Origin of the sequence: Streptomyces herbicida (genome assembly GCF_032656585.1) — a bacterium.
GTDB lineage: Bacteria > Actinomycetota > Actinomycetes > Streptomycetales > Streptomycetaceae > Streptomyces > Streptomyces herbicida.
The window spans coordinates 197556-221656 of sequence record NZ_JAUYWJ010000006.1 but is presented as its reverse complement, the minus strand read 5'-3'; the positions used below and the strand labels follow the sequence as shown (position 1 = coordinate 221656).

Genomic DNA, 24101 nt, shown 5'->3' with positions numbered 1-24101 from the left:
CCTCACGCTGACCGAGCTGGCGCTCGCACGCCGTGGGCGCGCCCACCTGGCTTCCTTCTCACTGCTCCTGGGGCACTCCCCCGGATTCCTCCCCGCCGGGCAGCCCGACCGGACGCCGGCCCCGGGGCTGCTGCGGCTCGGGGCGCGCGGGCACGGGCGGCACCGGGCGGTCCAGCGGCTTGTCCGTCGTCACGGTCATCGGCTCACCGTGGTGCAGTACCTCCAGCGGGTCGCCCTCTTCCAGGACGTAGCGTGCGTTGGCCGGGCCGATGTCCACCTTCAGCCGACGCCCGCGTACCGTCACCGTGAACGCCACCCGGGACAGTGCTTCGGGCAGGCGTGGCGCGAAGCCCAGTCGGTCCGGCCGCCCTCCCTCGCCGGGATGCCGGCGCATGCCCCCGAAGCCGACGACCAGCGCGATCCATGTGCCGGCGAGCGAAGCGATGTGGAGCCCGTCGCGGGTGTTGTGCTCCAGGTCCTCCAGGTCCATCAGCGCCGCCTCGCTGAGGTACGCGTAGGCCAGCCGCAGATGCCCGGTCTCGGCCGCCAGCGCCGCCTGGCAGCACGCCGAGAGGGAGGAGTCGCGGACGGTGAGAGCCTCGTAGTAGGCGAAGTTGCGCGCCTTCTCCTGGTCGGTGAAGACGTTCGGGCACTCCATCATCGCCAGTACCACGTCGGCCTGTTTGACCACCTGCTTGCGGTACAGGTCGAAGTAGGGGTAATGCAGCAGCAGCGGGTAGTTCTCGGGCGGGGTCGCGTCGAAGTCCCAGTGCTGGAAGTGGGTGAAGCCGGCCGACTGCTCGTGCACGCCCAGGCCCTCGTCGTACGGCAGCGCCATGCGGCTCGCGGCGTCCCGCCAGGCCGCCGTCTCCTCGTCGTCGACGTCGAGTTCCTCGGCCCGGTCCGGGTGGCGCGTGGCCGTGTCCGCAGCCGCCAGCAGGTTCTGGCGGGCCATCAGGTTGGTGTAGAGGTTGTCGCGGGCGATGGCGCTGTATTCGTCGGGTCCGGTGACCCCGTCGATGTGGAAGACGCCTTCCGCGTCGTGGTGGCCGAGGGAGCGCCACAGCCGGGCGGTCTCCACCAGGAGTTCCAGCCCCTCAGCGCGCTCGAACTCCTCGTCGCCGCTCGCCATGACGTACCGGACCGCGGCCATGGCGATGTCGGCGTTCACATGGAAGGCCGCCGTTCCCGCCGGCCAGTAGGCGGAACACTCGGCGCCGTTGATGGTCCGCCAGGGGAACGTCGCACCCGCCAGCCCCAGTTGGCTTGCCCGTTCCTGAGCAGCCGGCAGGGTCCGGTGCCGCCACCTCAGTACCGGGGCGACAGTCTGCGGCGCGGTGAACGTGAGCACGGGCAGCACATAGGACTCGGTGTCCCAGAAGGAGTGGCCGTCGTACCCGGTGCCGGTCAGTCCCTTCGCGGGGATCGCCCGCTCCTCCCCGCGGGCGGCAGCCTGGAGTACGTGGAACAGAGCGAACCGTACCGCTTGCTGGATCTGCGCATCGCCCTCCACCTCGACGTCCGCGCCGGCCCAGAACTCGTCCAGGTAGGCCCGCTGTTGGGCGACCAACCCCTCCCAGCCGGCGCTGACGGCGGCCGCCACCGCCCCGTCGACCTGATCGTGCACCGCGGGCAGCGAGCGCTGCCCGGACCACCCGTAGGCGACGAACTTGACCAGTCGCAGCCGCTGTCCGGCCGCCAGGTCCGCGGTCACCGTCAGGCGGCTGACGTCCGGCTCGCTCTGGGCCGTCCAGCGGGTGCCGTCGGGACCTTCGATGAGGTGGTCGGCCGCCGCGCCCACCCGCAGTGCGCTGCGCTCGGTGCGGTGCACGAGCCGCAGCCGGGTGTCCTGGGCGAAGTGTTCCTCCGCCGCCAGGGGGGACTCGGTTGCCGCGGCGACCCGGGGGTCACCCTCGGTGTGGGGCAGTGGTTCATTGGCGACGAGTTCCGACTGCACGGCCACCGTGGCCGGTCCGTCGACCGGCTCGACCTCGTACATCACCGCGGCGACCGCCCGTTGGGTGAAGGACACCAGGCGCCGCGAGGTGATGCGGACGGTCCGGCCGCCGGGCGTGGTCCACCGAGCGGTCCGGCTGAGCACACCGGAGCGGAAGTCCAGGACCCTTTCGTGCGCCAGGAGTTGCCCGTAGCGCAGGTCGCACGGGTGGTCGTCGACCAGCAGCCGGACGACCTTGCCGTCGGTGACGTTGATCACCGTCTCACCGGACTCGGGATAGCCGTAGCCCGCTTCGGCGTACGGCAGCGGATGCCGCTCGTACACGCCGTTGAGGTAGGCGCCGGGCAGGCCGTGGGGCTCCCCCTCGTCGAGGTTCCCGCGCCACCCGACGTGCCCGTTGGACAGGGCGAACACCGATTCGCTCTGGGCGAGCACATCCAGGTTCAGCTCGGTCTCGCGCAGGCGCCAGGGCTCGACCGTGTAGCTGGGATGGGTGATCACCGCGACTCCAGTAGTTCGGCCAGGTCTCGTACCACGATGTCCGCGCCGTGCGCCCTGAGCTGCTCCGCCTGGCCCATCCGGTCGACCCCCACGACCATGCCGAACCGCCCGGCCCGCCCCGCCTCCACACCGGCCAGGGCGTCCTCGAACACGGCGGCCGCGCCCGGCTCCACCCCCAGGACGCGGGCCGCCTCCAGGTACGTGTCCGGAGCCGGTTTCCCGTGCAGCTCGCGCTCGCGCGCCACGATCCCGTCGATCCGCTCGTCGAAGAGCTCCTCGATGCCGGCCGCCACAAGGACGTCCCGGCAGTTGGCGCTGGACGACACCACCGCGCTCCGCAAACCGGCTTTCCGTACTGCCTGGACGAACCTGACCGAGCCTTCGTAGGGCTCCACCCCGTCCTCGCGAATCCGGCGCAGCACCAGGTTGTTCTTGCGGGTACCCAGCCCGTTCACGGTCTCCGCCTCCGGCGGGTCGTCCGGCGATCCCTCGGGCAGGTGCACTCCGCGTGCGGCGAGGAAGGTGCGCACCCCGTCCTCGCGGGGGCGTCCGTCCACGTACTCGTCGTAGTCGCCGACCGCGTCGAAGGGCACGAACGCCGTCCCCTCACGTGCCGCCCGCTCGCGGAGATAGCCGTCGAACATCTCCTTCCAGGCGGCCGCATGCACCTTCGCGGTCTGGGTGAGCACCCCGTCGAGGTCGAACAGACAGGCACGTACGTGATCAGGAAGACCCAGCATGGCGTCGAGGCTAGAAGTGCCCGGCGGGTCGCGTCGGGCAGTCGTCGCCCGGCGCGCCGGAAGGAACCCGCTCGGTCGAGGCGCGGGCGTCATCCGGAGCAACGCGCTCGGATGATGCGTCGGTCAGTGGTGGTCCGGGAGACTCCACCGGTAGGGAGCGATGAGCTGCTGGATCCGGTCGGGCCCCCAGGAGCCTGGTGCGTAGAGCTCCACGGGCGGCGGGTTCTTCAGCAGGGGGGTGGCGGCCTCCCACAGGCGTTCGATGCCGTCCGAGCGGGTGAACAGGGACTGGTCTCCCAGCATGGCGTCCAGGATCAGCCGCTCGTAGCCCTCCAGCGCATGCTCCTCGTTGTACGAGCCGGCGTACCGGAACACCATCTCGGCGTCCTCCAGCCGCATCGCCGGTCCGGGTTCCTTGGTGAGGAACCTGGCCTTGATGCTTCCGGGATCGTCGAAGTCGATCACCAGCGCGTTGCTGCGCAGGCCGGTGCTTTGGGCGACGTCCACCGGGAACATGCGCAGAGCCGGCTCGCGGAAGCCGAGGGTGACCATGTGTCGGCCCTGGGCGAGGGATTTGCCGGACCGCAGGAAGAAGGGCACGCCGGCCCAGCGCCAGTTGTCCAGTTCGACGCGCAGGGCCACGAAGGTCTCGGTGTCCGAGTGCGGGTCCACTCCCGGTTCGTCGCGGTAGCCCGCGTACTGGCCGCGGACGACGTGGGCGGGGTCCAGTGGCCGCAGCGACTGGAACACCTTCTCCTTCTCGTCCCGCAGCGCGTGCGCGTCGAGTGTGGTCGGGGGTTCCATCGCCACGAAGCCCATGATCTGGAAGAGATGAGTGGCGATCATGTCCCGGAAAGTGCCGGTCCCTTCGAAGAAGCGGGCCCGGCCCTCGATACTGATCTGCTCCGGTACGTCGATCTGCACATGGCTGATGTGGTCCCGGTTCCAGATGGGCTCGAACAGGCCGTTGGCGAACCTCAGGGCCAGGATGTTGTCCACCGACTCCTTGCCCAGGAAGTGGTCGATGCGGAAGATCCTCGACTCGTCGAAGACGGCGTGGATGGTGGCGTTCAGGGCCCGGGCCGACGGCAGGTCGGTGCCGAACGGCTTCTCCACGATCACCCGCGCGTTCTGGGCGAGTCCCGTGTCGCCGAGCAGCTGGACGACGGAGGAGAAGGCGACCGGCGGCACGGCCAGGTGGAAGAGCCGGCGCGGCCGGCCTCCGAGCGCCTGCTCGGCCTTCTGGACGGCGGCCAGCAGCGGCTGCGGATCCTCCGGGTCGGCGGCACCGAAGCTGAGGGCCTCTTCGAACGCCTCCCACACCTCGCCCTGCGGTTTCGAACGGCCGAACTCGGCGACCGCCTCGCGGGCATGGGTACGGAACTCCTCGTCGCTCAGGGCATGTGCGCCGGGCGCGGATCCCACCACCCGGTAGTGCTCGGGCATCAGTCCGGCGTGGGCCAGATGGAACAGTCCGGGCAGGAGTTTACGGCGGGCAAGGTCGCCGGTCGCTCCGAAGAGCACGATCACATGGTCGTCCGGGCGCGGGTCCGAAGGCGCGGTTCGGGTCGGGGTCGGCTGCGCCACGGTTCAGCCCGCCTTCTCGACGTGCCCGCCGAACTCACCGCGCATCGCGGACAGCAGTTTGTCGGTGAACTCGCCCAGTCCACGCGAGGCGTACCGCTGGTAGAGAGCCGTGGTGATCACCGGCGCGGGCACGCTCTCGTCGACCGCCGCCAGCACGGTCCAGCGGCCCTCCCCGGAATCGGAGACCCGGCCGGCGAAACCGTCGAGCTCCGGCGACCTGGCCAGCGCGTCGGCGACCAGGTCGACCAGCCAGGAACCGACCACCGAACCGCGCCGCCACACCTCGGCGACCTCGGCGACATCGATCTCGTAGGCGTAGGCGTCAGGATCGCGCAGCGGGGCGGTCTCCGCGTCGACCGTCCGCTTGCGCAGTCCCGCGTCGGCGTGCTTGATGACGCTCAGGCCTTCGGCGATGGCGGCCATCATCCCGTACTCCACGCCGTTGTGGACCATCTTGACGAAGTGGCCGGCGCCGCTGGGCCCGCAGTGCAGATAGCCGTCCGGGGCGGTGCCGGTCGTCGTCGTCCGGCCGGGAGTGGGTTCCGCGCGGTCCGCGCCCGGGGCGATCGTACGCAGCAGGGGGTCCAGGCGCTGGACCGCCTCCTGGTCTCCGCCGACCATCAGGCAGTATCCGCGCTCCAGACCCCAGACGCCGCCGGAGGTGCCGCAGTCCACGTAGTGGATACCGCGTGGCGCGAGCTGCTGGGAGCGGGTGATGTCGTCGCGGTAGTAGGAGTTGCCGCCGTCGATCACGATGTCCTCGGGCGCGAGCAGGCCGGCCAGTTCGTCGACCGTGCCCTGGACCACGCCCGCGGGGAGCATCAGCCAGATGTTCCGCGGCCGGTCCAGCTTGCCGACGAGGTCCTTCAGGGAGGACGCGGCGGTGGCGCCCTCCTGCTCCAACTCGCTGACCGCATCGGCGTTGAGGTCGTACACCACACAGGTGTGGCCGTCGCGCATGAGTCGGCGCACCAGGTTGGCGCCCATGCGTCCGAGCCCGACCATGCCGAGTTGCATGGGGGTGTTAGTGCTCATGGTCTGCCTCCCCGTTGCGCAGGGCACGGTCGTGATGGATGAAGGGGGCGGAGGAGTGACGACGTTGACCGGACGTCCGGGCACCTCGTGATGGTGCGTATGCGATTTCGGTCATCCCCATGGGCGCACCGAGGCGTCCCGGCTCCGCCGGCTGGACGGTGTCCATGCACAGGCCGGGCATGGTGTTCACCGACAGCATGTCCTGGTCGGTCATGGGCAGCGGTCCGATCCCTTCGGTGCTCCTGCGCTTCCAGTACACGCCAGATCGCCGGTCGCCGCATGCCCATGGCAGTCGGCCTCGCCACCCGGGCCCGGCCGGTCGGGCGTGCGGTACGACGGCGACGGGGAGTCTGCGTGATGGAGCACCGCATGGGCGACGGCACCCGGATGGCCCAGCCGTTGCCGGCCCCTGCGCCGGCCCACAATCGCGATGCCGGCTCCGGCCGGCCTCGACCAGTCGGCCGGCCGCCCGTCCGGCGGTGGCCTCCTCCTGCACCTCCACCTGGGGAAGCGCTCGCGGTAGGGCCGTGCCGCCTCGCTCAGTGCCGCCTTGCCCGCCTCCGCTTCCTTGCCGCCCTCGCCGTGCGGGTGCATGGGGTATTGCGGCAAAGTCGAAGGCGAACTGGAGCAATTCCTCGCCGGGAGAGGGTGCACACAGCCCGTACAGCACCGCCCCACCGCCCAGCCGGTGCGCACGACCGAGGAGACCAGGTCAAGGCGGGAGACAGCCGCGGCCAGGCTCTGCTGGGCCTCGTGCAGGGGTCATGCATGGTGGCAGGCCCAGCCTGACCCCGGAGGTCGCTCACGATGAGGCCACAACGCCTGCCGAATCATGCCACTTCGGGCGGATCGAGTGAGGTATCACGGGCCGGCTGCCGGGTGAAGGAGAAGGTCCCACCCTCAGGTCACGCCGGCACCTTGGCTCACTGGGTGATCAGAAACGGCGCACGGGCTAGGTTCGGGAAGCAGTGCTTGGGGAAGCAGGCATCACACGTCGCCGCCGCGCCCGCGCGCGTAGGTGCAGTCGTGGGCCAGGTCATGCCATCCGGTCGGAAAGAGGCATCCGTCATGAACGAGGAAGCTGACAGCCGTGCACTGCCCGTCGCCGAACCGACGGATGATCTGCACGACCCGCAGTCGCTGCCGCGCCAGAGCACCGACCTGCGCAACAGAATGCTCGCCCATACGGCCGTTTCCCACGCGCAGGGCATCCTCAAGGAGCGCTACCGGCTCCGGAGCCTGCACGAAGGATTCGAACTGCTGCGCAAGACCTCCCAGCGGCACAACATCAAGCTCCACACCCTGGCCGACGCCGTCATCCGCATCCCCGGCCCCGCCCACCAGGCCTCCGTCTGGTTCCCCGGCCGCGCCCGCACCAGCCCTCCCCCGCTCACCGGGCTCCGGAGCACCAACCACAACGGCCGGACCCACGCCCAGGCCGCCGTCCTCGGCTCCGCCCTGGACCGGGTGCTGGACATCACGCAAACCACCATGGGCAACCTCCAGCTGGCCGAGAACAACCTGCTGCGGCTGGCCAGACACACCGGGCTGAACCGTCAGTTCACCGACTACTTCACCTTCGTCGACGGCGTCGGCACCGCATGCGCCCAGGCGGCCAAGGAACAGCAACAGGTCACCGTGCACGATGTCGCCACCGCCGGCGTCTTCGACGAGGAATCCCGTCGCGCGATCCTCGACGCCGGCAGCCGCGCCTGCCACAGCCTCCCCGTCATGGGCGAGCGCAACATCCTGCTGGGAGTGATCTCCTCCCATCACCCCCGCCCTCTCAAGGGCCTCACCCGCACCCAGCTCGATGCCCTCCAGACCACCGGCGTCACCCTCGGCCGCTGGCTGTCCTGGCACCGCCGCACCGTCGTCCTCGACGCCCTGGAAGACCTCCACACCGCCGGCCGGCAGGCCACCTGACCTCCTGATCGACACGAAGGAATACCGGCCGCTCACACGGCTACCCGAAGGCCAGGGTTCGGACCAGAGCCCGTTGTAAGTCCTCCGCAGCCCACCGGGCGGGAGGACTTACGCACTCATGGACACGTTCACAGGTCACTCGGTGACCGAGTAGCAATGTGCGCCGTCCCGGCCAGGGCGCCGCCGTCGACCATGAGGTACTCGTCACGGATCGGGCGGCCCACGAACCAGCACTCCGGGATCCGGCACCAGACATCACCCGCGTACCCGGCCGGCCGCCCAGTTGGCGGCGCTGCGGTCCGGCGAGACGTCGCCTTCGTGCGCGAGCGTCCGTCGGGTCCGGAGTCCGACGCGCTGCTCGTCGTACGGGAGCAGCTGGGTGTACTGCTGGTCACGGAGCAGGCAGCCGAACTCGCCGGCCCCGATGGCATCGCGCTGGAGGCGCTCGCTTCCCTGTCATGGGTCGGCTTTCCTCGCTCCGGCAGTCCCGTCTGGTACGACGAGTTGACCGCGATCCTACGCGGTCACGGCCTGGACCTGGGTCCGGAGGCTCCGCAGGGGCGGGAGCTGATCGCGGACGAGAAACTGGCGGCGATCGCGTCCGGGCGGACCATTGTGCCGGCTCCGCCCGGCTGGCAGCAGCCCCTGCCCGACCACGTGACCTGGTCACCGCTGGCCGGGCATCCGCTGGTGCGGCGCACCTGGGCGGTGTGGCCGGCCGACTCACGCCGCCGTGACCTCGGCGGGTTCATCGCCGCGCTGGACCGGTCGGCGAGCGCCTGAACCCGGGCTTGCACGCGTCAGTGAGCCGGCGATCGCGATGCGGCATCTGGTCCGTCGGCGGTAACGGTGGACAACTCGGTGTCGAAACCACGCAGTTCACCCGTGAGGAGCCGCCCCTTGGAGTCGTACGGTCATCGCCACCGTCACGTCGTCCCCTGCCGCAAGGCCGTGCGGCTTGCGCACAGCGACCTTGAGCGGCAGCAGGTAGCCGCCGTCCTTGGGGAAGAGCGAGGTGTGGAAAGCGACTTCGCCGATCCGAGCCTGGACCGGGATCACCCCCCAGCCGTAGCTGGCCATCGCAGCCACCTCGCGTATGTCGGCGGACTCCTCGTCCGGCAGGGCTACGAAGTAGTACGGCGACGGCCCACGCCATTCGATGGCCGTGCCCGAAAAGACGAAATCCATGGGGTCAGTCTCCCTTACGCGGCGATCACCTCACTCACAGTCGTCGCCGAACGCGGGCACCAGGAGCGGCAGTCGGGCGTCGGGACGGCGGAAGCAGCGACAAGCCGTCCGACCCGCGCAGCGGGCGCAGTACGGAACGAGCCGCGCTGGTTCCGTACGAGCACAGCGGGGCGTGGGTCATCGTCGCCCACGGCGCTTCGCCGACTGGACCTTCCTGAATCCACTGCCGCGCATCCATCACTCGACCGCGCTCCGCATCGCCGACGCGACCGTCATTCGGAACGTTTGTCCTCACCCGCGTGATCAGTCTCGTGCCGAGCCAGGAGGGAAAGCAGTTCCGCCACGGTCAAACCCGCCTCGGCCGGGTGCCGCAGGATCGTTCCCGGCTGGATGCGGTACGCGTTCGCTCGGCCCTCACTGGTGTGGGTGAGATACCCGTCGGCTTCCCCGGGGCGTGAGGTCGCCCGCGATCGTGGCGAGCACCCCGGGCGTGGTTGGTCAGAAACGTCCACCCGGTATGCGGCTCAGGCACTTCTCCCATGTGCCCAAGAGTAGACGTACTGTTCACGCATCCAAAAGGACGAAATAAATTTCCCGTATTTCTTGACGGGTGAGGGCTGGTGAGCCGAGTCTGGAAGCGGGGGCAGTGGACACCGTCGAAGGAGGCCGCCATGTCGGAGCCGAAGCCTCCACGGCACCGCCACTGCCGTTCCAGCATCATGCTCCGTACCTGCTGTCGCGGGGCTGCGCCCTGCCGACCCCCAGACGCCCAGGAGGACGCCCTGAGTCGCGAGGAGGACCTGCGCACCGAAGTTGTTCAGCTTCGCCGTGCCATGCAGACGCGCCCTGTCATCGACCAGGCCACGGGTGTTCTGATGGCCTCTTTCAGCCTCAGCTCCGAAGACGCCTGGTACGTGCTGGTCATGGTCTCCCAGAACACGAACACGAAACTCCACCGGCTCGCGCAGGAACTGGTCGACACGACCCAGGGCTGGGAACTGTCCGAGGCCGTGCAACAGCAGGTAGCCGCAGCCGTCGCTGCGCTTCGTGCCGCCGGAGACACCCTTTCGTCCTGAACCCGCTGCTGTTCGGCGGCCGCAGTCCGGACACAGCCAAGCGCCGGAGCCTGGCATCGAGCCCTCGGGCCGGGCTCGATGGCCTTCAGTGAGCGGCTCTGCTGCGGAGTAGCCCCTCCCGCTCGTGGTGGGGTCGGTTTCGAGGCGCTGGGCCGGGGCACCCGGGCCAGGTTCGGCACAGAGCACAGGAGGCGTGAGTCCGGGCGCAGCGGGCGGCAGAAGGCGAGGAGGTCGAGCCCTGATGGACGACGGCACCGGCGAGACCCGCCCGGCGGAGGGCGGCACCCTGTTGTCCGGCCCGCAGCCGGACGTGGCGGGCGCGGCCGGACACCTCGGCTCCCCGCCCCGCGTGGGCTTCTTCACCGACACCTCCGTGTGCATCGGCTGCAAGGCGTGCGAGGTGGCCTGCAAGGAGTGGAACGCAGTGCCGGAGGACGGCCTGGAGCTGACCGGCATGTCCTACGACAACACTCAAGGACTCGGCGCCGACACCTGGCGGCACGTGGCCTTCATCGAACAGCGAAAGCCGCTGGGCGGGCAGCAGCCCGGGGTCTCCCACGAGGGCGTCGACGTCTTCGACGCCGCCCGTAGGCTCGACACCACCCCGTCCTCCCCCGGCCCCGGGTCCACCGCACCGGGCCCCGACGCCGCCTCGGCAGGCACACCGGCCGGGGAGATCTCACCGGTGGCCCCCGACGGGCGCACCGAGCTGCGCTGGCTGATGTCCTCGGACGTGTGCAAGCACTGCACACACGCGGCCTGTCTCGACGTGTGCCCCACCGGCTCGCTGTTCCGTACCGAGTTCGGCACGGTCGTCGTCCAGGAGGACATCTGCAACGGCTGCGGCTACTGCGTGCCCGCCTGTCCGTACGGCGTCATCGACCAGCGCAAGGACGACGGCCGGGCCTGGAAGTGCACGCTGTGCTACGACCGGCTGGGCGTCGGCGTGGAACCGGCCTGTGCGAAGGCGTGCCCGACCGACTCCATCCAGTTCGGCCCACTGGAGGAGCTGCGCGAGCGGGCGGCCGACCGCGTGGCACAGCTGCGCGAGGGCGGTGTCACCGATGCCCGTCTGTACGGCGAGAGCCCCGACGACGGGGTCGGCGGCGACGGGGCGTTCTTCCTGCTGCTGGACGAGCCGGAGGTCTACGGGCTGCCGCCGGACCCGGTCGTCACCACGCGGGATCTGCCGGACATGTGGCGGCACGCGGCGATGGCCGCCGCCTCGCTCGCGGCGCTGGCCGTCGCCGGCTTCGTCAAGGGTGGCGGCAGGAGGTCGCGATGAGCGGATCGGACGTGACACGCGACGGCGTGCAAGGTGCCCAGCCCGGCAGGGACGCCCTCACCGGAGCGCACGCCGGGCGCCGTCGGCGCCGCCGCGGACGCGGTGAGCGGCCCATGGTGCCGGACGCCGTGTTCTCCTCGTACTACGGCAAACCGGTCCTGAACAAGCCGACCTGGAAACCCCTCGACATCGCCGGCTACCTCTGGCTCGGCGGGCTCGCGGGCGCCTCGTCACTGCTGGCCGCCGGGGGGGACGTCACCGGGCGCCCGGCGCTGGCCCGAACCGCGAAACTGGGGGCGACGGGCGCCATCTCGCTGTCGCTGGCCGCGCTCGTCCACGATCTGGGACGGCCCGCCCGTTTCCTCAACATGCTGCGCGTATTCAAACCGACCTCGCCGATGAGCATGGGGTCGTGGCTGCTTTCCGCCTACGCCCCGCTGACGATGACCGCCGCGGCATGCGACGTCACGGGCCGCCAGCGGCTCGTCGGCGCGTCGGCCACAGCGGCCGCCGCCGTCCTCGGCCCCGCGGTGGCGGCGTACACCGCCGTCCTGATCTCGGACACGGCGGTGCCTTCCTGGCACGAGGGGTACCGGCAGATGCCGTTCGTCTTCACAGGCTCCGGCGCCGCCGCGGCAGCCGGCCTGGCGCTGGCGGCCGCGCCGGTGGCACAAACGGAGCCGGCCCAGCGCCTGGCCGTCCTCGGAGCGGCTCTTGAACTGGGTGCGTTCCGGCTGATGAAGCGGCGGATGGGCCTGGCGGCCGTACCGTACGAGGAGGGCACGCCGCAGGCGCTGGTGCGCATCGCGGAGGCACTCACGACCGGCGGCGCTGCCCTGGCGGTGATCGCGGGCCGACGGCACAGCCGCGCCCTCGCCGCGACGGCCGGGGCCGCCCTGCTGAGCGGCTCGGCGGCGCTGCGGTTCGGGGTGTTCCATGCCGGGGTCGCCTCCGTCGAGGACCCGAAGTACACCGTCGTGCCACAGCGGGAACGGCTGCGGGCCCGAGTGGAGTGATCCGGCCCTCCCATGGGTCACCCCGCAGGGGTGGGCCCGCGCGCCCCGCCGCCGCGCCTTACCCCGCCAGGCCGGCCAGCTCCTCCGTCACGATGTCGGCCGGGCGCATGACGGAGGGATACGGGCCGGGCTCGCGCCGCAGCCACGCGGTGGCCAGACCGGCCCGGCCTGCGCCGTCGATGTCCCAGGGGTGGACCGAGACCAGCATGACCTCACCAGGCGGCACGCCCGCTGTCCGCAGGGCGTGGGCGTAGGCGGCCGGCGCGGGCTTCCAGGCTCCTACCGCCTCGACGTCCAGGTGCGCCTCGAAGGAGTCCGCCAGGCCGGCCTTCTCGAGTACCGCACGGGTGATGCCGGACGAGCCGTTGGTCAGGGTCAGCAGGCGGCGGCCGGCCGAGCGCAGGGCTCGTACACCGTCCGGGACGTCCGGGTGCACGGGCAGCTCGGGCAGTCCGCCCAGCACGTGGGCCACGGCTTCGTCCGGGTCGGACTCGGGGGCCTGCCGTGCGAGCAGCGTGCGCAGGACGTCCCGGCCGACGTCGGCGAACGTGGCATGACCGCCGGCCAGCGTGAGGGCCGTACCGTCGCGCAGCACACCGGCGAACCAGGCGGACAGCTGATGGCCGGGCAGGCCGACCTGCTCCAGGCGGGTCGCGAGCGGGCTCATGTCGGTGAGGGTTTCGTTGACGTCGAACACAAGGACACCCGGAAGCCGGTCAGGGGACAAGCAGATCACCGCCTTGTGCAACAGGAACGACGCCGTCCTTGACGACCATATGGTTCGACACCACAATCACTCGAACATTGCAGACATTGTGGACATGTCGGGGATGCGAGCGGACCCCACGCCCTCGGAGTCCCCCAGCGGTTCCCGATCACACCTCCCGGTGCCCGCTCGTCCGTTTCGACCTGCCCGCGGCGGGTACTTCGTGCAGCCGGAACACAGCGCGTGCGAAGGGAAGGAGCGAGTCATGGGCGTGCGCACCTGGATCGACTCCTGGCCGGTCTACCGTCAGCTCAAGGGTACGGATCCCCTGGGCCGCGGGGCCGCCTCCAAGAGCGGGCACAGCGCACGGCTCACACCCCGCATCGCGAGCGCTGACCGTGTGGTGAAGTCGGTCTGCCCGTACTGTGCGGTGGGCTGCGGTCAGAACGTCTACGTCGAGGACGACCGGGTCACCCAGATCGAGGGCGACCCCGACTCCCCGATCTCGCGCGGCCGCCTGTGTCCCAAGGGCGCGGCAAGCCTTCAGCTGACCACGGGCGACGCCCGCGAGCACCACGTGCTCTACCGCCGTCCGCACGGCACCGCATGGGAGCGCCTGGACCTCGACACGGCCATGGGCATGATCGTCGACCGGGTGATCGCGGCGCGGCGATCCGGATGGCAGTGGGAGGTCGACGAGACCCGCACCCGGCGCACGCTCGGCATAGCGAGCCTGGGTGGAGCGACGCTCGACAACGAGGAGAACTACCTCCTCAAGAAGCTGTTCACCGCGCTCGGGGCGATCCAGATCGAGAACCAGGCGCGCGTTTGACACTCCGCCACCGTTCCCGGTCTGGGAACCTCGTTCGGACGCGGCGGCGCGACCAACTTCCAGCAGGACCTGCAGAACGCCGACTGCATCCTCATCCAGGGCTCGAACATGGCCGAGTGCCACCCGGTCGGCTTCCAGTGGGTGATGGAGGCCAAGGCCCGCGGCGCGAAGGTGATCCACGTCGACCCACGCTTCACACGCACCAGTGCCCTGGCCGACGTGCACGTGCCGCTGCGCGCGGGCACGGACATCGCATTCCTCGGCGGCATCATCAACTACCTCCTGCAGAACGAGAAGTTCTTCCGGGATTACGTGGTGGCCTACACCAACGCGCCCGTCGTCCTCCGCGAGGACTTCCGCGACGCCGAGGACCTGGACGGCGTCTTCTCCGGCTTCGATCCCGACAGCCGCAGCTACGACAACAGCAGCTGGCAGTACGAGGGCCTGGAGGTGCAGGCGGCGTCCGGAGAGCGCGACCAGGAGTACGACGAGCGCGTGGGAGGCGACAGCGCGGTGCAGGAAGCCGCACGGGGCGAGGCCCACGGCTCCGGTGGCGCCGCGATCGGCGAGGGAGAGCCCGAGCGGGACGAGACGCTCACCCACCCGCGTTGCGTCTTCCAGGTCCTCAAGCGGCACTACGCCCGCTACACGCCGGAGAAGGTCGAGCAGATCTGCGGAGTGCCGCAGGACCTCTTCCACCAGGTGTGCCGGCTGATCACCGACAACTCCGGCCGGGAACGGACGACGGCCTTCGCCTACTCGGTCGGCTGGACCCAGCACACCGTCGGCGTGCAGAACATCCGCGCCGCTTCCGTGCTCCAGGGGCTCCTCGGCAACATCGGCCGACCGGGCGGCGGCATCCTCGCGCTGCGCGGCCACGCCTCCATCCAGGGGTCGACGGACATCCCGACCCTGTTCAATCTGCTGCCCGGCTACATCCCCGCACCGCACGCCCACCAGGGCCAGCATCTGGACGAGTTCGTGCAGGCCGAGGCGGCCCGGAAGGGCTACTGGGGCAACATGCGCGCATACCTGGTCAGCCTGCTCAAGGCGTATTGGGGCGAAGCCGCCACCCCCGAAAACGACTTCTGCTTCGACTACCTGCCGCGCCTGACCGGCTCCCACTCCACCTACGAGACGGTCATGGCCCAGCTGGACGGCACCTGCAGGGGCTACTTCCTGCTGGGCGAGAACCCTGCGGTCGGCAGCAGCAACGCCAAGCTCCAGCGTCTGGGCATGGCCAACCTGGACTGGCTGGTCGTACGGGACTTCTCCCTCATCGAGTCGGCCACCTGGTGGAAGGACGGCCCGGAGATCGAGACCGGCGAGCTGCGCACCGAGGACATCCGCACCGAGGTGTTCTTCCTGCCCGCCGCCGCGCACACCGAGAAGGACGGCAGCTTCACCAACACCCAGCGCCTGCTCCAGTGGCATCACCAGGCCGTCGAACCGCCCGCAGAGGCCCGCAGCGACCTGTGGTTCGCCTTCCACCTCGGGCGGCTGATCCGGCGCAGGCTCGCCGGCTCCAGCGATCCGATGGACCGGCCGGTGCTCGACCTGACCTGGGACTATCCCGTAAAGGGCGAGCACGCCGAACCGGATGCCGAGGCCGTCCTCGCCGAGATCAACGGCCATGACGCCGACGGCAACCCGCTGAGCTCCTACGAGCAGCTCGAGGCGGACGGCTCCACCGCGTGCGGCTGCTGGATCTACTGCGGGGTCTACGCCGACGGCGTCAACCAGGCGGCCCGTCGCAAACCCGGCGCGGAGCAGAGCTGGGTCGCGAACGAGTGGGCCTGGGCCTGGCCGGCCAATCGACGCATCCTGTACAACCGCGCCTCCGCCGACCCTGACGGCAAACCGTGGAGCGAGCGCAAGGCGCTGGTGTGGTGGGACGCGGAGAAGGCGGAGTGGGTCGGCCACGACATCCCCGACTTCGCCGCCGACAAGTCCCCGCACCACCGGCCCCCGCCGGACGCGACCGCCGCCGAGGCCCTCTCGGGCACCGATCCGTTCATCATGCAGGCCGACGGCAAGGCATGGCTGTACGTGCCCGCCGGGCTCACCGACGGCCCGCTGCCGACGCACTACGAGCCGCAGGACTCGCCGTTCCCGAACCTGCTGTACCGGCAGCAGCGCAACCCCGTACGGCAGTTGCTGGGGCCGCATCCGGACAACCGCTACCAGCCCAGTGGCGGAGAGCCGGGAACGGAAGTGTTCCCGTACGTAGCCACCACGTACCGGCTCACCGAGCACCATACGGCGGGTGGCATGTCCCGCTGGCTGCCGTATCTGGCCGAGCTGCAACCGGAGTTCTTCTGCGAGGTCTCGCCCGAGCTGGCCGCGGAACGCGGGCTGGAGCACACCGGCTGGGCGACGGTCGTCACCGCGCGGGGCGTGATCGAGGCGCGGGTGCTGGTCACGGACCGCATGGCACCGCTGACCGTGCAGGGGCGCCGGCTGCACCAGGTGGGGCTGCCCTACCACTGGGGCCCGAACGGCTACACCACGGGCGACGCGGCCAACGAGCTGCTGCACTTGTCCCTCGGTCCCAACTCGCACATCCAGGAGGCCAAGGCGTTCGCCGTGGACATCCGGCCCGGACGGCGTCCCCGGGGGCCCGCGGCGGTGACGCTGGTGCGCGCCTACCGGGCGAGGGCGGGCATCGACGAGCACACCGGCACGGAGCCCTGAGCCGGAACGGGCGCCGATCATCTGAGCACGATCGAGTGCGGCCCGGGCCGCACCAGTTCCCCCACCACCGGTGCTCCGGGCACCTCTCCGGCGACCAGCAGGCCGCCGGAGGTCTGTGCGTCGGCGAGCAGCAGCCGGGTGTCGGTGTCCGTGTCCCCGAAGTCGGTGTGGGGCGCCACCCACTCCAGGTTGCGCCGGGTGCCGCCGCTGACGTACCCGTCCCGGACCGCCTCCCTGGCACCGTCGAGATAGGGCACGGCGGCGGTGTCGACCACGGCCGTCACGCCGGAGGCGCGGGCCAGCTTGTGGAGATGGCCGAGGAGGCCGAAGCCGGTGACGTCGGTGGCGCAGGTGGCGCCGGCCGCGAGGGCGGCTGCGGACGCGTCCCGGTTCAGAGCCGTCATCGTGGCGATCGCCTGCTCGAACCGCTCGCCGGTGGCCTTGTGCCGGTTGTTGAGCACACCGAGCCCGAGGGGTTTGGTCAGCGACAGGGGCAGGCCGGGCCGGCCGGCGTCGTTGCGCAGCAGTCTCGCCGGGTCGGCCAGTCCGGTGACGGCCATGCCGTACTTGGGTTCGGGGTCGTCGACGCTGTGCCCGCCGCCGACATGACAGCGCGCCTCCGTGGCCACGTCCAGTCCGCCGCGCAGCACCTCGCGGGCCAGATCGAACGGCAGCCGGTCGCGGGGCCAGGCCAGCAGGTTGACGGCGAGGACGGGTCGGCCGCCCATCGCGTAGACGTCGGACAGGGCGTTGGCGGCCGCGATGCGTCCCCAGTCGTACGGGTCGTCGACGACGGGCGTGAAGAAGTCGGCCGTGCATACGACGGCCGTGCCCGCGTGCGCAGGCAGGGTGACAACGGCCGCGTCGTCGCCGGTGGCGAGGCCGACCAGCAGGGGGGTGTCGCCCCCGGCGAGCGGTGCGCCCAGGCCGCTGACCACCTCCTCCAGTTCCCCGGGCGGGATCTTGCAGGCGCAGCCGCCCCCGTGGGCGAACTGCGTGAGCCGTACGGAAGCTTGGCGGGTCGGTGTCATATCGGTCTCCCGGGGAACTAGCCTGGCGGTCGATGGAGGCGTGTGGGTGCCTGGTGGCCCTCCCGGTCTTCAAAACCGAGGTGCCCGAGAATCTCGGGCAGGCGGGTTCGATTCCCGTCCGCCTCCGCCGACCGCACCTTCCCGGCAGCGCCGCCGCCGGTCGTCCACGCGCTCCGTGTACCCCTCGGCGTCCAGGTGCTCCAGCAGCGGCACGGCCACCCTGCGCGTGGTGTCCAGCGCCTGCCGCGCCTCGCTCGCGGTGAACGGCTGCGGCAGCCGCGCGAGGACGGCGGCAGCGCGCGCGTCCGCGCCCGGCAGCAGCACGATCCCGTCGGCCACCCGAAGCAGCGCACCCGCCGCCACAGCGGCGGCCACCGCCTTACGGGTGAGGCCGAGTTCGGCGAGGCGGCCGGCCTCCGGCGCGCGGAACGGTGCCCTCGCCAGATCCCGGCGTACCGCGTCGACGCCCGCCTGTACATCCTGCGGAAGGGGCGGCCGGAGGCCTTCGGAGCCGTACAGCCGCCCTTGCCGGCAGGTGAGCCGGGAGGTCCCCGCCGCGAGGGCGTCCACCAGCGAGCGGTCGGGCAGGCCCAGCAGATGACGGGCGGCCTCCAGGGAGAGCCCGGGGTCCAGGGCGTGCTCCATCGCGTGCCGGTCCACCTCGGTGACCAGGCGCTCGCCCAGCTCCGCCCAGTGGCCGGGGTCGGCGAGCCAGTCCCCCGCCACGGGCGCGGTCGTGGGTGGTACGCCCATCGCGAGCAGCTCCGAGCGCGTGACCAGTCCGCGGCGCCGCAGTTCCGCCGTAGCGTCCGGCCGGCCCGTCATGGTCGCCAGCTCGGCCGCTCTGGCCCGCGCCGCGCCGCGCCGGCGCAGCCGCGGCGGACGGACGTCCAGCACCGTCACACCACAGGGCACGCGCCGGCCTCCCGGTTCACGCAGGACCGCGCGGTCTCCGAGGCGCAGCGGCAGCTCGCGGCTCGGGGTCAGCCGTGCGGTGTCCTCGCCCAGCGGGCGGACGCTCACCGGGACGGCGGCGGTGCCGATGTGCAGGGTGACGGTCCGGGGCAGATCGGCGACGGGCTGCCCGACGACCCGGACGTCGACGAGGTCCGTGAACAGCCAGCGCTCCGGCGCCAGCAGCACGTCCCCGCGCCGCAGGTCACCAGCGGCGGCCCCGTGCACGTTGACCGCTACGCGCGCCACCCCGCTGACCTCGGACCGGTCCTCGTGCAGGGACTGCAGCCCGCGCACCCGCAGCGCGGCCGTTCCGTCGCCCGTCACCAGCCGGTCCCCGACGCGCAGGGTGCCGGATCCGAGTGTGCCGGTCACCACCGTGCCGTGGCCGCGCACCGTGAAGGCCCGGTCCAGCCACAGCCGTAGGTCCGCGTCGGCGGGCGGGTCCGGCAGCGCGGCTGCCAGCCGGGACAGCTCGGTGCGCAGTTCGTCGAGCCCCGCGCCGGTCACCGAACTGACCGCGACGGCCGGTACGGCGCCGAGCGAGGTGACGGCCATGCGCGCGACCGCATCGGTCAGGACGGGCCCTGGATCTGCCAGGTCGCTGCGGGTCACGGCGAGGACGGCGTGCCGCACGCCGAGCGCGTCGAGAATCGCCAGGTGTTCCTCGGACTGCTGCTGCCAACCCTGGTCGGCCGCGACCACGAAGAGCACCGCGGGGACGGGTCCGACGCCGGCGAGCATGGTCGGTACGAACCTCTCGTGGCCCGGCACGTCGACGAAGGCGAGGTACTCGTCGGCCGGGCCGAGCCGGGTCCATACGAAGCCGAGGTCGAGGGTCAGTCCGCGGCGTCGCTCCTCCTCGAAGCGGTCGGGTTCCATGCCGGTGAGCGCCCTGACCAGGGCGGATTTGCCGTGGTCGACGTGTCCGGCGGTGGCCAGCACCCGCATGACGCCTGCCTCCTAGGTTCCCGCGGCCGCCCGCACCGCCCCGGCCAGCCGTTCGTCGTCCTCCGCGGGCACCGCCCGCAGATCGAGCAGACAGCGACCTGCCTCCAGCCGCCCGACGACCGGGACGCGTCCGGTGCGCAGCGCGGCGGCGAACCGCTCCGGCAGGGACAGCGCGGCGCTGGGCAGGGTGACTCCGGGCGCGCCGCCCCCGCCGACCGTCGCGTCGCTCTCGACGGCCCGTACGTCGATGCCATACGGGCGCAGTGCGGAGGCGAGCCGTTCGGCGCGGGCACGGAGCGTGGCGGGGTCGGCGGTCAGCGCGTCGTCGGTCGGGTTAGGCGGCCCGGTGAGGGTGGCCTCCAGGGCGGCCAGTGTCAGCTTGTCCACGCGCACGGCTCTTGCCAGTGGGTGCCGGGACAGGGTGTGCACGAGGTCCTCCTCGCCGAGCAGGAGTCCGCACTGCGGTCCGCCGAGCAGCTTGTCGCCGCTCGCGGTGACGAGGGAGGCACCGGCCCGCAGCTGCGTCTCGGCGTCCGGTTCCTCGGGCAGCAGCGGATGCGGTGCGAGCAGCCCGGAGCCGATGTCGACGACCACCGGGACGCCGAGTCCGGCGAGTTCGCCGATGTCGGCGGCGCGGGTGAAACCGGTGATGCGGAAGTTGGAGGGGTGCACCTTCAGCACGAAGCCCGTGTCCTGACCGATCGCGGCGGCGTAGTCGTCCGCGGTCGTGCGATTGGTGGTGCCGACCTCACGCAGCCGGGCCCCGGTGGAAACCATCAGGTCCGGCAGCCGGAAGCCGTCCCCGATCTCCACCATCTCGCCGCGGCTCACGACGATCTCCCGGCCCGCGGCGAGCGCCGTGGCGGCCAGGACCAGCGCGGCGGCTCCGTTGTTGACGACGTGTACGGCTCCCGCGGACGGCACCCGCTCGTGCAGCGCACGCAGTGCCGTACGCCCGCGGCGAGCCCGTACGCCGGTACGCAGGTCCAGCTCCACGTCGGTGGGCCCGGCAGCCTCGGCCACCGCCCGCCGCGCCGCGGCCGACAGCGGCGCGCGGCCGAGATTGGTGTGCAGCAGCACCCCGGTCGCGTTGATCACCGCGCGCAGTCCGCCGGCCGTGTCCGGGAGCAGAGCGGCCGCCTCGTCGGCCACGCTTGCCGGCGCGACGCTGCCGGTCCGTGCTCGTTCCTGCGCCTCCCGGACCGCCGCCTTGACGACGGACGCCCCGAGCCGACGGGCCGCCTCCACCAGTCGTGGATCACGCAGCAGGGCGTCCGTCCGCGGAATCAGCCGCCGAACGTCGTCATCCGGCCCCGGGAACGCCCCGGGAAGGCCGGAGGCCGCTTGCCCCGGCCTGCCGTCGCCCGTCGTCTCCGATGCGCCCCGTGGCCCCATACGACCCCTGCCTCTCCCGCCCGCCTCCCACAGTCCGTATCCGTGGACGCCCATCGTCTCCGACTGCCCCGGACCGGCCGTCCAACACGCCCGAGCGACGCGTGTGACTCTGGAAGATGTGCCTGTTCATCGCCGTCGGGGTGATTTGCCGCCCGATCAGGGAACCCGGAGATACGAGGTCGGCGAGTCATCCCAAGGAGCCCCACATGGATCACGCGGCCAGCCACGCATTCGATCCCGCCCCGCGTGCTGATCTGGTGCTGGCGAAGGACTGCAAGGAGTGCTGGGGCTGGGGAACGGTAGTAACTGCGAACGGCCGTCACGAGCTCTGCCCGGAGTGCCAGACAGCTGGGGAGCACACCAGTACGGTCGTCACCGCGGCACACGGCCACAAGGCATGACTCTGCTGTGGCGAGGCAGAACTGGGGCCGCGGTTGATCAGGCGCTCAGGCGACCGCGCAGTAATCCGCTCATAACCAGCGCGGCAGCTGAGTGCCGGGGGCGGCGCGGCGTTTTGCGCCCATGGCCGGGGGAACCCGATCGGCACCACATCGTGAGCCCGCACCGTCGAGGGCGGGGCTCCTCGGCCCGAGCGGCTGAGTGTTTCTGACACAGAAGGAAGTTGACGTGCCGTGACCGCGTGCACTGCCGATAAGGACATCCGACAACTGCCCGAGACGGGCTGGGCGAAAGCTCGTCACATGCGCGGCAAGGGCTTGCGCACTTGCGTATCCCCCGTCGAGGACACCAGTTCCCCGCCCTCCCCACACACCAGCACCGAGTGGAACATCGTCAGGGGCGACGACTGAAGGTCCGTCAGGAGCCTCCAGGTTCACTATGCCGTCGACACCCTGGCCAAAGCGGGTGGTCTTCAGCATCCGGCCCTCCGGCGGGACCCGCAGTGAGGCCCCCTTCCCACAGCGTGACCGCCGACTTCCGCTCCGTGGCCAGACGCAAGTCAGGAGTGCCTGGGCCCTGGGCGCGAGCCGAGTCGTGCGCGTTCCGCGTCATGCCACGACCTTGGCGCAGCGCACGCAGTGTTTGCACGTGATTGCATGGGAAAGTCGGCCCCAATGGGACTCATGACACGGACAAACGAAGCAACAAGGTCACCGAACGGCGAACTGCCGATGGTGATGGACGCGCTGGAAGGCCAGGAGTGGCTGGACGACCCCGCGGCACGCATACGCAAGGCCGTGCGCGCGCTGCCCCTGGGCAAGGGCCGGGACGTGTTGCGCGGCCTGTGGCTGGGGCATCCACTCCACCCCGTCCTGGTGCAAATGCCGATCGGCGCATGGAGCTCGGCCGCGTTCCTGGACCTGTTCCCCGGCGAGAGCCGTGCCGCCCGCCGTCTGGTGGCCGTCGGCCTGGCCTCGGCGGGACCGGCGGCGCTGGCCGGCTGGGTGGACTGGGCGGAGCAGCGCCCGCGTCAGGCCCGTGTCGGTCTGGTCCACGCGGCGGCGAACATCACGGCCGTGGCCGTGTACGCAGGTTCACTGCTGGCACGGGCGAACGGACGCCCCATGCTGGGCCGAGCGCTCGGCTTCGGGGGCCTGTCGGTCGCCACGGTCGGCGGTGTGCTCGGCGGCCATCTCGCCTACCGGCAGGCCGCCGGTGTCAACCACGCCGAAGCCGTCTCCGTGCTGGTCGAACCGGGCTGGCACCGGATCGGGACGGTGGACGACTTCCCGGTCGGCGAGCCCGTACGGCGCACGGTCGACGAGGTGCCGCTGGTCGTCGTACGTGACGAGGACGGCCGATTGAACGCGTTGGCCGACCGGTGCAACCACATGGACGGACCGCTTCACGAGGGCAAGGTCATCGAGGGCTGTATCGAATGCCCATGGCACGGAAGCCGGTTCCGTCTGGAGGACGGTGCCAACGTCCAGGGCCCGGCAACAGCGCCGCAGCCGCAGTTCACCTGCCGGGGCACCTCGGACGGCTCCGTCGAGGTCCGTCTCGCACAGTCCTGAAAGACTCGCACAGTCCTGAACGAAGAGAGCCCGCCATGAACCGGGAAACCCTAGGGATCTACCTGAACGACCATCTGGCCGGTGCCACCACCGGACAGCTCATGTCGCGTCACCTTGCGGAGCACCATCGCTTCTCGCCGTACGGCGACCAACTGCAGCACGTGGCGGACGAGATCGCGGAGGACCGGCAGACACTACTCGCCTTCCTGGAGGCACTCGGCATCCCGGCGCGGCGGCACAAGGTGTACGCCGGATGGCTGGCCGAGAAGGCGCGCCTGCTCAAGTTCAACGGGCGTGTGATGCGGCGGTCCGGGCTGAGCACGGTCATCGAACTCGAGACGCTCCGGCTGGGGATCGAAGGCAAGATCCTGCTGTGGCAGACCCTTCTGGAGCTCGCGCCGACAAAGGAACTGGACGATGCGCAGCTGAGAGCCCTGCTCGAGCGGGCCCGGCGCCAGAGCGAAACGGTCGGGTCCGTACGGCGCCGTGCAGCGGTCGGCGCGTTCCATCGGCCGCAGCGCAGGACTTCCGCACGGCTACTGTCGGCCACGCGTGAGAGCACTGAGTCCTGATCTGGTCACCGAGCTCGGCCCCTCCGACGGGAGCCCACCCCGTTTGTTCACCTAAGTGACGCCACAAGTGCACCCATGAGGCACCCACGGCCGAGGAAAAGGCTGCATTGTCTGGTTTCGGACACCCGTAACCGAGCACAGAAAGTCAGCCAACATGGGCGAATTCCTTGTAGCCGTGGCAGCGAAGGTCGCCATGGCACTCGCCGAGGCGATCATCATGCGTCTCGTGTGGGAGCTGTGGGCCGCCTGCTCGCGCTCGCTGCGCACGGCCTTCGTACCGGCCGCGTAACCGCCCGGCGCCCGGCAGCGCTCCCGCCACCGCGCGCCATCGGGGTACGAGCTAGGGCTGGACGCCCATGCTCTGCTTCTCCTTCCGCGCACTGCGCAGCAGCCAGGTGGCTCCGCCGACGGCCAGGGCCACCGGCCATTCCAGAGCCCCTGCCACGGTCAGTGCTCCGAGACCTCCGTAGTACACGAGATCCCTGACGGGCGGCGCACTGGGCAGTCGTGCCGTAGCCGCGTGGGCCGTGCTCGCCATCTCCTCTCTGGTGAAGTACGGAACCGGCACGGGGGGATGCAGTGTGCGCATGTGCAGATGCAGACCGGCACCGTCATGCGCCTGAGGTTGCTGTTGCGTGGTCTCCGCTGCTGTCTTGGCCATCCCCTCCTCCTTCCTCGGAGT

At 71.0% G+C, this 24101-nt stretch carries 17 protein-coding genes, 1 tRNA gene and 2 pseudogenes; 9 read left to right on the top strand and 11 right to left on the bottom strand.

The features are described 5' to 3' along the window. Positions 1-58: 58 nt before the first annotated feature. The 4 genes from Q8A52_RS15395 to gnd all read right to left on the bottom strand — a co-directional run bounded on the left by Q8A52_RS15395 (position 59) and on the right by gnd (position 5820). Entirely contained in the window at positions 59-2458 is a 2400-nt protein-coding gene (locus Q8A52_RS15395) for a glycoside hydrolase family 65 protein (protein ID WP_316752220.1), read from the bottom strand. Further along, positions 2455-3198, bottom strand: a complete 744-nt coding sequence (locus tag Q8A52_RS15390; protein WP_316752217.1) for an HAD family hydrolase — start codon at positions 3196-3198, stop codon at positions 2455-2457. The genes Q8A52_RS15395 and Q8A52_RS15390 overlap by 4 nt, the downstream gene beginning before the upstream one ends. A 123-nt stretch (positions 3199-3321) precedes the next feature. Further along, complete coding sequence (gene zwf, locus Q8A52_RS15385) at positions 3322-4785, bottom strand: glucose-6-phosphate dehydrogenase (RefSeq protein WP_316752215.1); 1464 nt, start codon at positions 4783-4785, stop codon at positions 3322-3324. A gap of 3 nt (positions 4786-4788) precedes the next feature. Beyond that, positions 4789-5820 (bottom strand): phosphogluconate dehydrogenase (NAD(+)-dependent, decarboxylating), encoded by a 1032-nt coding sequence (gene gnd / locus Q8A52_RS15380; protein WP_408649203.1) that lies wholly within the window; start codon positions 5818-5820, stop codon positions 4789-4791. Positions 5821-6888: 1068 nt separating this feature from the next. Between gnd and Q8A52_RS15375 the strand changes: the two genes are divergently transcribed. Further along, the gene (locus Q8A52_RS15375) at positions 6889-7746 is read left to right on the top strand and encodes an ANTAR domain-containing protein (RefSeq protein ID WP_316752213.1); all 858 of its coding nucleotides are present in this window, start codon (positions 6889-6891) and stop codon (positions 7744-7746) included. 156 nt (positions 7747-7902) lie between these two features. After that, a complete protein-coding gene (locus tag Q8A52_RS15370) occupies positions 7903-8529 on the top strand; it encodes a LysR substrate-binding domain-containing protein (protein WP_316752211.1) in 627 nt (208 codons plus the stop codon). Positions 8530-8625: 96 nt separating this feature from the next. Here the strand turns inward: Q8A52_RS15370 and Q8A52_RS15365 are convergent, their stop codons facing one another. After that, positions 8626-8934 (bottom strand): DUF1905 domain-containing protein, encoded by a 309-nt coding sequence (locus tag Q8A52_RS15365; RefSeq protein ID WP_316752208.1) that lies wholly within the window; start codon positions 8932-8934, stop codon positions 8626-8628. Between the two features lie 272 nt (positions 8935-9206). Beyond that, a pseudogene (locus tag Q8A52_RS15360) lies at positions 9207-9475 on the bottom strand (ArsR family transcriptional regulator). 130 nt (positions 9476-9605) lie between these two features. On the opposite strand from Q8A52_RS15360, the gene Q8A52_RS15355 reads away from it, so the two are divergent. The 3 genes from Q8A52_RS15355 (at position 9606) to nrfD (ending at position 12311) form a co-directional block, all read left to right on the top strand. Further along, positions 9606-10010, top strand: coding sequence for an ANTAR domain-containing protein (locus tag Q8A52_RS15355; protein WP_316752206.1), 405 nt, complete (start codon positions 9606-9608; stop codon positions 10008-10010). Between the two features lie 241 nt (positions 10011-10251). Next, positions 10252-11295 carry a 4Fe-4S dicluster domain-containing protein gene (locus Q8A52_RS15350; RefSeq protein ID WP_316752205.1) on the top strand — a complete coding sequence of 348 codons (1044 nt, stop codon included), beginning with the start codon at positions 10252-10254 and terminating at the stop codon, positions 11293-11295. Beyond that, positions 11292-12311, top strand: coding sequence for an NrfD/PsrC family molybdoenzyme membrane anchor subunit (nrfD, locus tag Q8A52_RS15345; protein ID WP_316752203.1), 1020 nt, complete (start codon positions 11292-11294; stop codon positions 12309-12311). The genes Q8A52_RS15350 and nrfD overlap by 4 nt, the downstream gene beginning before the upstream one ends. Positions 12312-12369: 58 nt before the next feature. Here the strand turns inward: nrfD and Q8A52_RS15340 are convergent, their stop codons facing one another. Then, positions 12370-13008, bottom strand: coding sequence for a haloacid dehalogenase type II (locus Q8A52_RS15340; RefSeq protein WP_316752201.1), 639 nt, complete (start codon positions 13006-13008; stop codon positions 12370-12372). A 274-nt stretch (positions 13009-13282) separates the two neighbouring features. On the opposite strand from Q8A52_RS15340, the gene fdh reads away from it, so the two are divergent. Further along, complete coding sequence (fdh, locus tag Q8A52_RS15335; protein ID WP_316752200.1) at positions 13283-16543, top strand: formate dehydrogenase; 3261 nt, start codon at positions 13283-13285, stop codon at positions 16541-16543. A gap of 17 nt (positions 16544-16560) precedes the next feature. Here fdh and selD read toward each other — a convergent pair whose 3' ends face one another. Continuing rightward, positions 16561-17574, bottom strand: a complete 1014-nt coding sequence (gene selD / locus Q8A52_RS15330) for a selenide, water dikinase SelD (RefSeq protein ID WP_316752198.1) — start codon at positions 17572-17574, stop codon at positions 16561-16563. Between the two features lie 34 nt (positions 17575-17608). Here selD and Q8A52_RS15325 point away from each other — a divergent pair. Continuing rightward, a tRNA-Sec gene (locus Q8A52_RS15325) sits at positions 17609-17701 on the top strand. Positions 17702-17784: 83 nt separating this feature from the next. On the opposite strand, the pseudogene Q8A52_RS15320 reads toward Q8A52_RS15325, so the two are convergent. Both Q8A52_RS15320 and selA read right to left on the bottom strand, forming a co-directional pair. Then, positions 17785-19479 (bottom strand): annotated as a pseudogene (locus tag Q8A52_RS15320) (GTP-binding protein); the annotation flags it as partial. 12 nt (positions 19480-19491) lie between these two features. Beyond that, complete coding sequence (gene selA, locus Q8A52_RS15315; RefSeq protein WP_316752197.1) at positions 19492-20874, bottom strand: L-seryl-tRNA(Sec) selenium transferase; 1383 nt, start codon at positions 20872-20874, stop codon at positions 19492-19494. A 1082-nt stretch (positions 20875-21956) separates the two neighbouring features. Here selA and Q8A52_RS15310 point away from each other — a divergent pair. Both Q8A52_RS15310 and Q8A52_RS15305 read left to right on the top strand, forming a co-directional pair. After that, the gene (locus tag Q8A52_RS15310; RefSeq protein ID WP_408649202.1) at positions 21957-22847 is read left to right on the top strand and encodes a Rieske 2Fe-2S domain-containing protein; all 891 of its coding nucleotides are present in this window, start codon (positions 21957-21959) and stop codon (positions 22845-22847) included. A gap of 35 nt (positions 22848-22882) precedes the next feature. Continuing rightward, positions 22883-23419 (top strand): hypothetical protein, encoded by a 537-nt coding sequence (locus tag Q8A52_RS15305; RefSeq protein WP_316752195.1) that lies wholly within the window; start codon positions 22883-22885, stop codon positions 23417-23419. A 340-nt stretch (positions 23420-23759) separates the two neighbouring features. On the opposite strand, the gene Q8A52_RS15300 is transcribed toward Q8A52_RS15305, so the two are convergent. Continuing rightward, entirely contained in the window at positions 23760-24080 is a 321-nt protein-coding gene (locus Q8A52_RS15300; RefSeq protein ID WP_316752194.1) for a hypothetical protein, read from the bottom strand. Positions 24081-24101: the final 21 nt, after the last annotated feature.

Bases quoted from the DNA above. Each gene is read 5' to 3' on its own strand.
- Q8A52_RS15365 (WP_316752208.1), bottom strand. From the start codon at position 8,934: ATGGATTTCGTCTTTTCGGGCACGGCCATCGAATGGCGTGGGCCGTCG.
- Q8A52_RS15310 (WP_408649202.1), top strand. From the start codon at position 21,957: ATGACACGGACAAACGAAGCAACAAGGTCACCGAACGGCGAACTGCCG.
- gnd (WP_408649203.1), bottom strand. From the start codon at position 5,820: ATGAGCACTAACACCCCCATGCAACTCGGCATGGTCGGGCTCGGACGC.
- nrfD (WP_316752203.1), top strand. From the start codon at position 11,292: ATGAGCGGATCGGACGTGACACGCGACGGCGTGCAAGGTGCCCAGCCC.
- Q8A52_RS15300 (WP_316752194.1), bottom strand. From the start codon at position 24,080: ATGGCCAAGACAGCAGCGGAGACCACGCAACAGCAACCTCAGGCGCAT.
- selA (WP_316752197.1), bottom strand. From the start codon at position 20,874: ATGGGGCCACGGGGCGCATCGGAGACGACGGGCGACGGCAGGCCGGGG.
- selD (WP_316752198.1), bottom strand. From the start codon at position 17,574: ATGACACCGACCCGCCAAGCTTCCGTACGGCTCACGCAGTTCGCCCAC.
- Q8A52_RS15355 (WP_316752206.1), top strand. From the start codon at position 9,606: ATGTCGGAGCCGAAGCCTCCACGGCACCGCCACTGCCGTTCCAGCATC.
- Q8A52_RS15390 (WP_316752217.1), bottom strand. From the start codon at position 3,198: ATGCTGGGTCTTCCTGATCACGTACGTGCCTGTCTGTTCGACCTCGAC.
- Q8A52_RS15375 (WP_316752213.1), top strand. From the start codon at position 6,889: ATGAACGAGGAAGCTGACAGCCGTGCACTGCCCGTCGCCGAACCGACG.
- Q8A52_RS15350 (WP_316752205.1), top strand. From the start codon at position 10,252: ATGGACGACGGCACCGGCGAGACCCGCCCGGCGGAGGGCGGCACCCTG.
- Q8A52_RS15305 (WP_316752195.1), top strand. From the start codon at position 22,883: ATGAACCGGGAAACCCTAGGGATCTACCTGAACGACCATCTGGCCGGT.
- Q8A52_RS15370 (WP_316752211.1), top strand. From the start codon at position 7,903: ATGTGCGCCGTCCCGGCCAGGGCGCCGCCGTCGACCATGAGGTACTCG.